Source organism: Mesorhizobium sp. M7A.F.Ca.CA.004.04.2.1 (genome assembly GCF_004022825.1).
Lineage (GTDB): Bacteria > Pseudomonadota > Alphaproteobacteria > Rhizobiales > Rhizobiaceae > Mesorhizobium.
The window spans coordinates 1-1,542 of the sequence record NZ_RZPH01001233.1; the positions used below are offsets into that span (position 1 = coordinate 1).

At 64.9% G+C, this 1,542-nt stretch carries 1 protein-coding gene; it reads right to left on the bottom strand.

What is annotated here, in order from left to right:
* Positions 1-126 precede the first annotated feature (126 nt).
* Positions 127-1,377: an aconitase X gene (locus EN893_RS33345; RefSeq protein WP_127268608.1), complete on the bottom strand. Its 1,251-nt coding sequence runs from the start codon at positions 1,375-1,377 to the stop codon at positions 127-129.
* Between the last annotated feature and the right edge of the window lie 165 nt (positions 1,378-1,542).

Sequence of the window (1,542 nt, forward strand, 5' to 3'; positions counted from 1 at the left end):
GGTCTGTTATGTCGCCCGTCTCGGCATCGATGCCGCCCCAGAAGCTCAGCGGTTGCGAATACACCAGCGCCTGGCCCCTGGCTTCGCCGGCCAACTGGAAGATGCCGGTTCGTTCCACCGGTCGCGTCATGAGGCGCTCCGCACGACATGCCCGGCAGCAGCAGAGCGGATGCAATCCTCCATCTCGGCGAAGGCGACGGACACGCCGATATTGCCCGGCGCGTAATGCGCCCATTTGCCGGAATTGGTCATGACCACGCCGTCGAGGCGTTCCAGGATCGATGTGACATAGGTGCAGGTGTCGGCGACCGGAATCAGGCCGAACGCCTCCATGCCATCAAGCGCGCCCTCCTCCTGCAGCCGCGTCAACGTCGCACGCCCAGTGTTGACGTAGATCGGGATGCGCCTTCCGGGTGCTGCCTCGCGCAGCAACGGCAACAGCCGCATCCATTCCGCATGCGAAAAATGCGGAGTGCCGAGCGACACGGCCGCCAGCGGCGCGCCATCGGACACGCCAGACAGCTTGGCCAGCGCATGGTCGATATCGGCGCGGGTGATACGGATCGTCTCGTCAGGCGCATGGCTCTGGAACGCCTCATCGAGGATCCTGGCTTCGGGCGTGATGCCGACCGCATGGAACAGCGCCACAGCACCCGTCGTTGCAGCCGCCGCACCCAGCGCCTTCAGCTGGTCCTCGTCACGCGGCCGCGGCAGACCGGCAATCACCGGAACGCGGTCGCCACTCGCTTGCCCTATGATTAGCCCGACGCCGACGAAAAGGCTGTCACTCAGCTCGCCGTCTGGAACATCCAGTTCGAACAGGATCCGGCCGCGCCGGTTCTCGCTCAGATGCAGGCCCCAGGCCGGCGCGCGGCCGGTCATGGCGCAGCACAGATCGATGAAATCGCCATAGCGGTTGGTGCGCGCGCCGATCACCGAATTGGCAAAGACGATGGCGTTGGACTCACCCCAGGCGATCTGCTGGCCAAAGCTTGGCCGAAAGCGCGTCTGGTAGGGCGCGCAGGTGAAGGTCGCCTGGCAGCCGAGTTCCAGATGCGCCTTCATCAGCCGCCGCGCCGGCACCTCTTCCGCTAGGGGCATCTTGACCATGCCGGGATGGATGAGATCGAACGAACCGACATTCAGCGTCGTCGGCACCTGAACGCGGCCACCGCCTTCGACCAGCCGCTCGACGAAATCGAGACCGGCCTTGCCGTGGTAGAGACAGCCATCGATATGGGCGCCGGCAATGTCGAGCAGGCAGCCCGCCCCGACCGCATTGGAAAACGCGGCCAGGATTTTCATGGCAGCGGCGGCGGACGGACCCTGCTCGCCGTCGAGCATGGATCGGTCCTGTGCGGTCAATTTAAGCGTCATCGCAGCTCCGGGCTCGTTGTCGGAAAGGACGGAGGGACAGCGCCCCCCTCTGCCCTGCCGGGCATCTCCCCCTCAAGGGGGGAGATTAGCTGTCATTGCCGCTTTCGCAAATTTCCAGTGTTGAAGAAAGAGTGGCGGCGTTGAGGCTGCCTATCTCCCCCCTTG